The 8,633-nt window shown below is 64.6% G+C and carries 8 protein-coding genes; 5 read left to right on the forward strand and 3 right to left on the reverse strand.

Features of this window, described 5'->3' with window-relative positions; translation table 11 throughout:
• On the reverse strand, positions 1–964 hold a 964-nt coding region (gene rimO, locus IVB32_RS12030; protein WP_247410413.1), incomplete at its 3' end, for a 30S ribosomal protein S12 methylthiotransferase RimO.
• Positions 965–1,075: 111 nt separating this feature from the next.
• Here rimO and IVB32_RS12035 point away from each other — a divergent pair.
• The 5 genes from IVB32_RS12035 to IVB32_RS12055 all read left to right on the forward strand — a co-directional run bounded on the left by IVB32_RS12035 (position 1,076) and on the right by IVB32_RS12055 (position 6,896).
• Positions 1,076–1,666: an ANTAR domain-containing protein gene (locus IVB32_RS12035; protein WP_007590901.1), complete on the forward strand. Its 591-nt coding sequence runs from the start codon at positions 1,076–1,078 to the stop codon at positions 1,664–1,666.
• Positions 1,663–2,826, forward strand: a complete 1,164-nt coding sequence (locus tag IVB32_RS12040; RefSeq protein WP_018457916.1) for a CmpA/NrtA family ABC transporter substrate-binding protein — start codon at positions 1,663–1,665, stop codon at positions 2,824–2,826. Before IVB32_RS12035 ends, IVB32_RS12040 begins: the two co-directional genes overlap by 4 nt.
• 331 nt (positions 2,827–3,157) lie before the next feature.
• Complete coding sequence (locus IVB32_RS12045; RefSeq protein ID WP_018457915.1) at positions 3,158–4,939, forward strand: NirA family protein; 1,782 nt, start codon at positions 3,158–3,160, stop codon at positions 4,937–4,939.
• Positions 4,936–6,543 (forward strand): sulfite reductase subunit alpha, encoded by a 1,608-nt coding sequence (locus tag IVB32_RS12050; protein ID WP_247296687.1) that lies wholly within the window; start codon positions 4,936–4,938, stop codon positions 6,541–6,543. Before IVB32_RS12045 ends, IVB32_RS12050 begins: the two co-directional genes overlap by 4 nt.
• A 200-nt stretch (positions 6,544–6,743) precedes the next feature.
• Positions 6,744–6,896, forward strand: coding sequence for a hypothetical protein (locus IVB32_RS12055; protein WP_007590908.1), 153 nt, complete (start codon positions 6,744–6,746; stop codon positions 6,894–6,896).
• Here the strand turns inward: IVB32_RS12055 and IVB32_RS12060 are convergent, their stop codons facing one another.
• Positions 6,897–7,667, reverse strand: coding sequence for a 5-oxoprolinase subunit PxpA (locus IVB32_RS12060; protein WP_018457913.1), 771 nt, complete (start codon positions 7,665–7,667; stop codon positions 6,897–6,899).
• 32 nt (positions 7,668–7,699) lie between these two features.
• Positions 7,700–8,633: biotin-dependent carboxyltransferase family protein (locus IVB32_RS12065; RefSeq protein WP_247410414.1), on the reverse strand; the 934-nt coding region annotated here is incomplete at its 5' end.

Genomic DNA, 8,633 nt, shown 5'->3' on the forward strand with positions numbered 1-8,633 from the left:
CCAGCCAGTCGAGGAGATAGGCAAAGTCCGCATCGGTCTCGCCGGGGAAGCCGACGATGAAGGTCGAGCGCAAAGCGAGATCAGGACATTGCTCGCGCCAGCGCTTGATGCGCGCCAGCGTCTTGTCCTGCGCCGCCGGGCGCTTCATGGCCTTCAGTACTTCGGGGCTCGCATGCTGGAACGGGATGTCGAGATAGGGCAGCACCTTGCCCTCGTTCATCAGCGCGATGACCTCGTCGACATGCGGGTAGGGGTAGACATATTGCAGCCGGACCCAGGCGCCGAGCTCGCCGAGCTCGCGCGCGAGGTCGATGAATTTGGCGCGGACCTGGCGATCCTTCCACGGGCTCTCGGCGTATTTCAGATCGACGCCATAGGCCGAAGTGTCCTGCGAGATCACCAGCAGCTCTTTCACGCCGGCGTCGACCAGGCGCTCGGCCTCGCGCAGCACGTCGTTGGCCGGTCGCGAGACCAGGTCGCCGCGCAGCTTCGGGATGATGCAGAAGGTGCAGCGGTTGTTGCAGCCCTCGGAGATTTTCAGATAGGCGTAGTGCCGCGGCGTCAGCTTGATGCCTTGCGGCGGCACCAGATCGAGATGCGGATTGTGGGCGGGCGGCAGCGCGCGATGCACGGCGTCCAGCACGCTCTCATATTGCTGCGGGCCGGTGATGGAGAGCACGCCGGGATAGGCCTGCTCGATCTGCTCGGGTTCCGCCCCCATGCAACCGGTCACGATCACCTTGCCGTTCTCGGCCATGGCCTCGCCGATCGCCGAGAGCGATTCCTGCTTGGCGCTGTCGAGGAAGCCGCAGGTGTTGACGATGACGATGTCGGCCCCGTCATGCTTGCGGGCGAGCTCGTAGCCCTCGGCGCGCAGACGCGTGATGATGCGCTCGGAATCCACCAAAGCCTTGGGGCACCCGAGCGACACGAAGCTGACCTTCGGCGCAGCCGTCTGATCCATATCCAAATCTGCCTGATTGACAGGGTTGAGCTAGTCCCAATTGCCCATAATTACAACCCTTTGCATGGCTCGCGGGCATGCTATGGATGAATCACTGGTGGTGAGTGAGCAATGAGCGCCGAACAGTCGCCCAAAATCGTGATCGTCGACGAAAGCCCGATCCGGGCTGCGATCCTCGAAGAAGGGTTGCGGGAGGCCGGATTTACGCAGATCGTCCATATCCGCGAGATGCAGAGCCTGCTCGCCCGGATTTATGCGGTCGATCCCGACATCATCCTGATCGATCTGGAAAACCCCAGCCGCGACGTGCTGGAAGCGATGTTCCAGGTCAGCCGCGCCGTGAAGCGGCCGATCGCGATGTTCGTCGACCAGAGCGATTCATCCTCGATCCAGGCCTCGGTCGAGGCGGGGGTCTCCGCCTATATCGTCGACGGGCTGAGGAAGGAGCGCATCAAGCCGATCCTCGACCTCTGCGTGTCGCGCTTCAATGCCTTCGCAAAACTCCAGGAGGAACTGGAGCGTACCAAGTCGCAGCTCGAGGATCGCAAGGTCATCGAGAAGGCCAAGGGCATCCTGATGAAGGTGAAAGGCCTCACCGAGGACGAGGCCTATGTGCTGCTGCGCTCCACTGCGATGCGCGAGAAGAAGAAAATCGGCGAGATCGCCCAGTCGATCATCACCGCGTCGGAGATGCTGAAATGACCGCTCCCCTCCGCATCGGGTTCATTCCGCTGGTCGATGCCGCAGCGCTGATCGTTGCCGTCGACAAGGGATTTGCCGCGGCTGAAGGGCTCGAGGTCGAACTGGTCCGCGAGGTCTCCTGGTCCAACGTCCGCGACAAGCTCAATATCGGCTTGTTCGACGCCGCGCATCTGCTCGCTCCCGTCGCGATTGCGTCCTCGCTCGGGCTCGGCCACGTCAAGGTGCCGATCGCGGCGCCCTTCAATCTCGGCATCAACGGCAACGCGATCACGGTCTCGCCGGCGCTTCATACCGCGCTGATGGAGGAGATCGACGGCGACCGCTTCGATCCGCTCGCCACGGCAAAAGCGTTGGCGCGCGTGGTCACCAAGCGGCGCAAGGCTGGGGCCGATCCGTTGACCTTCGGCATGACCTTCCCGTTCTCGACCCACAATTATCAATTGCGGTTCTGGATGGCGGCGGCCGGCGTCGATCCCGACGAGGACGTGCGGCTGGTCGTGCTGCCGCCGCCCTATATGGTCGACAGTCTTGCCAATGGGCATGTCGATGCGTTCTGCGTCGGTGCGCCCTGGAATTCGATCGCGGTCGATCTCGGGATCGGCCACATCCTGCATTTCGTCTCCGACATCCTGGCCCATGCGGCGGAGAAGGTGCTGGCGCTCCGCCAGGTCTGGGCCGACAAGAATCCCGACGTGGTAGCCAGCCTGGTGCGCGCGGCGGTGAAAGCCGCCGAGTTCATCGAGCATCCCGAAAACCGGACCGAAGCGGCGCAGATCCTGGCGCAGCCGGAGCGGATCGGCGTCGATGCCGAAGTCATCCAGCGCACCCTCACGGGGCGCCTCAAGATTTCGCCGGACGGCACCTTTCGCGAAAGCGGCAGCTACCTCCTGGTGGGACGCGAGGAAGCAGGGCGCCCCGATCCGGTCCAGGCCGCCTGGCTCTATGCGCAGATGGTGCGCTGGGGGCAGACGACGCTGACGCCCGACGGCGTCAAGACGGCGATGGCCGTGTTCAGGCCCGATCTCTACGACGGCGCCCTCGGGCGCCGGCCGCCCGCCCAAGCCCCCGCGGCATTCGGCGCATTCGCCGGCCCCGCCTTCGATCCCGCCAATATTCGGGGGCATCTCGAGGCCTTCGAGGTGGGCCGCTGGAAGGTGTGATTCGGGTCTGCATCGTTTTTGAGCGCTGGAGATCCGAGTCTAAATTTTAGGCCGACTGCTCGAATTTCATAAGAGTTCCGGAGCCCAGAGTTCCCCGGCGCGCTCTTAATTACCTGATACCTCACACATTTTCATTTCATCGAAGCTGGCACGCAACTTGAATGTTGCAGTGCGGCCAGCCTGTCACAGATGCCTGCTGCGCCAGTCCCCAGCAACGAAGCTGTTCGGACCGCTGGGTGCGCAGCCGGCTCTCGAGCCAGCCGAGCTCCTCGCGGGTCGTGCACTTTCCGTCGATACCACCCAGGTGGCCGCAGGAGCTTCGTTACTGACCATGAAACTCGACACCGTCTCAGTCGACTTTACCGACGACCAGAAACGCTACCTTGAAGGCTTCACGACCGGTCTGCAGATCAGTCGCGTCGGTCGCGGTCTCGGCGGCGGCGCCGGCAAGGCGAACGCCGAGCCGACCGGTCCCGATGCCGTGCACATCAAGGCGCAGGACAAGGTGATCGCCGCGGGCAAGAAGCTCGCCGACCAGGAGAAGGTCAAGCGCGACGAGCATCCCTTCGATGCCTATCCGCGTCTCCGCCAGCAGGCGCTCGATAATACGCCGCCAAGCCCGGCGGACAATTTCCGCTGGCGCTATTACGGCATCTTCTACGTCGCGCCGACGCAGGACTCCTACATGTGCCGTCTGCGCATTCCGAACGGCATCATGAAGCACTGGCAACTGTCCGGCCTTGCCGACCTCGCCGATGAAACCTGCGGGCCCTACAGCCACGTCACGACGCGTGCCAATCTCCAGCTTCGCGAGATCCCGCCGAAGAACGCCGTGAAGCTGATCGAGGGCATACAGGATCTCGGCCTGTGCTCGCGCGGCTCCGGCGCCGACAACATCCGCAACGTGACGGGAACGCCGACGGCGGGCATCGATCCGCAGGAGCTGATCGACACGCGGCCTTATGCGCGCGAGTGGCACTACCACATCCTGAACGATCGCTCGTTGTATGGCTTGCCGCGCAAGTTCAACGTCGCCTTCGACGGCGCCGGCAAGATCGCGGTGCTCGAGGAGACCAACGACATCGCCTTCACGGCGTATGAGGTGAAGGATGGGTTCGGCGTCGAACCCGGGATCTGGTTCCGCCTCGGCCTCGGCGGCATCACCGGCCACAAGGACTTTGCGAAATATTCCGGCATCGTCGTCAAGCCTGAAGACGCTACCGCCGTTGCCGACGCCATCGTGCGCGTCTTCATCGAGCACGGCGACCGCACCAACCGCAACAAGGCGCGGTTGAAATACGTGCTCGACGCCATGGGCCATGACGGCTTTCTCAAGCTGGTCGAAGAGCGGCTGAAGACGCCGTTCACGCGCGTGACGGAAGAGGCGTTTGCGCCGCGGCCGGCCGCGGACCGCATGGCGCATATCGGCGTGCACAAGCAGAAGCAGGACGGCTTGAACTGGATCGGCGTGTCGCTGACGCTCGGCAAGATCAGCTGCGATCAGATGCGGGGTCTCGCCAAGGTGGCGCTGGACCTCGGTGACGGCGAGATCCGTCTGACCGTCTGGCAGAACCTGCTGATATCAGGGGTGCGTGACGAGAATGTCGAGCTTGCCGTTGCGGCGATCAAGCAGATCGGGCTCGCGGCCGAGGCCTCGCACATCCGCGCCGGCCTGATCGCCTGCACCGGCAATGCCGGTTGCCGCTTTGCCGCCTCCAACACCAAGCGTCACGCCGCCGAGATCGGCGAATGGTGCGAGCCGCGCGTCGAGATGGACAAGCCGGTCAACATCCACGTCACCGGCTGCCACCATTCCTGTGCCCAGCACTACATCAGCGACATCGGTCTGATCGGGGCGCGCGTGCCTGTCAACGAGGAGGACACGGTGGAGGGCTATCATCTCTTCACCGGCGGCGGGTTCGGTCCTGACGCCGACGTCGGTCAGGAGGTCTATCACGACCTCAAGGCCGAGGACGCGCCGAAGACGGTCGAAGGGCTGCTCAAGGCCTATATCGCCCATCGCTCGTCTCCTGACGAAACCTTCCTGTCCTTTGCGCGCCGCCACGACGGCGAGACGCTGCGCAAGCTTGCCGATGCCGAGGTGTCCTCATGAACCAGATCAGCCCTCCACCCAAACTCGACATTATTCCCACGAGCGCCCCGTTCTCCGACGCGCAACGCTCCTGGCTGAACGGCTTCTTTGCCGGGCTGCTGTCGCCTGAGGCGGCCACGCCGCTGTCGGCGGAGCAGGGCGCCGCGGTCATGCAGGCTGCTGACGGTGACGACGGTGAAGCGCCGTGGCACGACCAGACCATGCCGATCGCCGATCGGATGAAGCTCGCCGAAGGCCGTCCCGTGCGGCGCAAGATGATGGCGGCGATGGCGCAGCAGGATTGCGGGCAGTGCGGCTACAATTGCCACGACTATTCGGAGGCGATCGCGAGCCGCAGTGAAGCGCGCCTCAACCTCTGCGTCCCCGGTGGCAAGGAAACCGCACGGATGCTGAAGTCGTTGCACGAAGAGCTGGACAAGGCGCCGGCGGCAAAGCCGGCTGACAAGCAAGACGCGGTGGCGGCCCCCGCCGTGACCGTGACGATCGCCGAGCCCGGCCGCTCGCGGGACAACCCCGTTGCGGCGACCTTCCTGTCGCGCCGTCTTCTCAACAAGGGAAAGTCCGAGAAGGAAACCTATCACGTCGAGTTCGATCTCTCCGAGAGCAAACTCGACTACGTCGTCGGTGACAGTTTTGGCGTGTTCGCGCGGAACGAGCTCGGCCTCGTCGACCAGGTCATCGCGTTGCTCGGTGCCTCCCACACCACGAAGGTCAACGGCAAGACGCTGCGCGAGGTGCTGATCGACGACGTCTCGTTGTCGCCGGCGCCCGACACGCTATTCGAACTGCTCTCCTTCATCACCGGCGGCGCGCAGCGCGAGAAGGCGCGGGCGCTGGCACAGGGCGAGGATCCCGATGGCGATGCCGCAACGCTCGACGTCATGGCGGCGCTGCAGAAGTTCTCGGGCACGCGGCCGCATCCCGAAGCCTTCGTGGAGGCGCTCGAGCCGCTGCAGCCGCGGCTCTATTCGATCTCGTCCTCGCACAATGCGACGCCTGGAAAGCTGTCGCTGACGGTCGATTCCGTGCGCTACGTGATCGGCAAACGCAAGCGCATCGGCGTTGCCTCGACCTTCCTCGGCGAGCGCATCGCTGAGGGCGAGAAGCTCAAGGTCTATGTGCAGAAGGCGCACAATTTCGGCCTGCCGCAGGATCCGAAGACGCCGATCATCATGATCGGCCCCGGCACCGGCATTGCGCCGTTCCGCGCCTTCCTGTTCGACCGCAAGGCGACCGGTGCGCCTGGCAAGAACTGGCTGTTCTTCGGCCATCAGCGCAGCGATTGCGACTTCTTCTACCAGGAGGAGCTCAACGCGATGAAGACCTCGGGCCTGCTCACGCGTATGTCGCTGGCCTGGTCGCGCGACGGCGAGAAGAAGTTCTATGTGCAGGACCGCATGCGCGAGGTCGGCCGCGAGGTGTGGACGTGGCTCGCCGAGGGGGCGCATTTCTACATCTGCGGCGATGCCAAACGCATGGCCAAGGACGTCGAGCGTGCACTGGTCGATATCGTCGCCCAATTCGGGGCGCGTTCGACCGACGAAGCCGTCAGTTTTGTCGCAGAACTCAAGAAGACGGGCCGCTTCCAGGCTGACGTCTACTAGATGTCATCCTACGGTCATCCGAGCCGGTTCCAACTGGCTCGGATTTGAGCGAATAAGATTCTCGGAAGTGGCGGGCGAGGAGAATTTGCTCCTGCGATGCGGGGTTTTCAGAGAACCCGCATCGCTATTTCCGCCGGTCTCTTGCCCGCCACCCCGGTTGATCCTTCATAATCGTCCGAATGGGGCGTTGGAGATCGACCATGCGCGAACTATCGGCGGAAGCCAGGCTGCACTTCTACGCGCGCTCGCTCTCGCGGCGGACCGGTGCGAGCGTGCATCATGCCGCAATGTACAGCGCCTTCGCCGTCATCGCCGCGATCGTGTTCGGCACGCTGTCGGTACACCCGTTCTGATCACGCTCCGCGCTTGAACGGCGCGACCTCGATCCCTGCATCCTTCAAAGCCTGCCGCAGACCGCGCGCGATGTCGACGGCGCCCGGCGTATCGCCGTGGATGCAGACCGTGTCGGTGCGCATCTTGATGACCTTGCCGGTGACCGAGACCACCGCGCCGTCCTGCACCATGCGCACCACGCGGTCGGCGATGGCCTTGGCGTCATGCAGCACTGCACCGGGCTTCTTGCGCGAGACGAGATTGCCGTCGTCCTCATAGGCGCGGTCGGCGAACACCTCGTGCACCATCGGCAGATTGGCGGCTTCGCCGGCCTTCACCAGCTTGGAATTGGCGAGCACGACGAAAATCAGGCTCGGGTCGACCGCCTTGATGCCGGCGGCGATCGCCTTCGCCGTCATGTCGTCCTCGCAGGCGACGTTGGAGAGCGCGCCATGCGCCTTCACATGCGTTACCTTGTGGCCGGCCGCGGTCGCGATCGCCTGCAGCGCGCCGATCTGGTAGGCGACGAGGTTCTCGATCTCGGAGGCCTTCAGGCCCGCGATCGGATGGCGGCCGAAGCCGTGCAGGTCGCGATAGCCAGGATGCGCGCCGACCGAGACGCCGCGCGCCTTCGCCAGCTCGACCGTTCGGCGCATGATGTCGGGGTCGCCCGCGTGGAAGCCGCAGGCGACGTTGACCGAGCTCGCCAGCTCGATCATGGCGGCATCATTGCCCATCTCCCAAGCGCCAAAACCTTCGCCGAGATCGCAATTCAGATCGATCGTCTTCATGGGTTGCTCTCCGTCTCTGGTCGTCTTGTCGTTTACGGCTCGGCCGCGACCTGCCAGGTCCCGGCGTCGACGGCACTGACAGCATAGCCCGCGACGTTGGCATCGCTGAGCGCTTCGATGTTGAGCGCCACGGTGTCGGCAGAACGCAGGCGATCGGGCAGGTTGCGGATCAGCTGCGCAAATTTCTTCGCCTCGTCCTGCGCCTCGGCCATGCTGACCGCCTTGAAGCGGAACGCCGTTCCCGCTGAGGTCTGCGCGAGACGGCCGACGTCGGCCGTGATCACGGTCGCGATCTTCGGGTAGCCGCCGGAGGTGCCGCGATCCATCATCAGCGCGATCGGCGCGCCGTTGCCGGGCACCTGGATGCTGCCGTTGACCGTGCCGTCGGAGACGATGTTGTGGCCGTGCAGATGCTTGATCGCGGGACCTTCCAGCCGGTAGCCCATGCGATCGGAGGTCGCCGAGATCTTCCACTCGCTGTCGAGGAACAGCGCCTTGTTGGCGTCGTCGAACTCGTCGTCCTGCGGACCCAGCAGGACGCGGATCGGACCGCTCGACGGCTTCGGCAGTTCGATGCGCTGTTCCGGTGCACCGCTTGCGGCATCGACGCTGAATTCGTCGTCGGCCTGCAGCGGGCGCGGGTAGGGGCTGCCGAGACCGGCACGGGCGTTGACTGCGAGACTGCCGAACACCGGCTCGCCCTTGATCCCGCCTTCGATCGCCAGATAGGTGAACGCACCGCCGCGAGCAAAACCCAGCGTCAGCGTCTCGCCGTCTTTCAGCGTCACCGATGTGTCCGTGGCGACCGGACTGCCGGCGATGTCCGCATTGCGCGGCGCGCCTGAGATCGCGACGCGCACGGCACCGTCGCGCGCGGTGAACGCGGCGCCGAACGGGCCGACCTCGACAGCGGCTGCGAACGGTTCGTTGCCGACAAGCGTGTTCGCCGCCGCGAGCGACAGGCGG

The organism is Bradyrhizobium sp. 23 (genome assembly GCF_023073295.1).
In the GTDB taxonomy this organism is placed as follows: domain Bacteria; phylum Pseudomonadota; class Alphaproteobacteria; order Rhizobiales; family Xanthobacteraceae; genus Bradyrhizobium; species Bradyrhizobium canariense_D.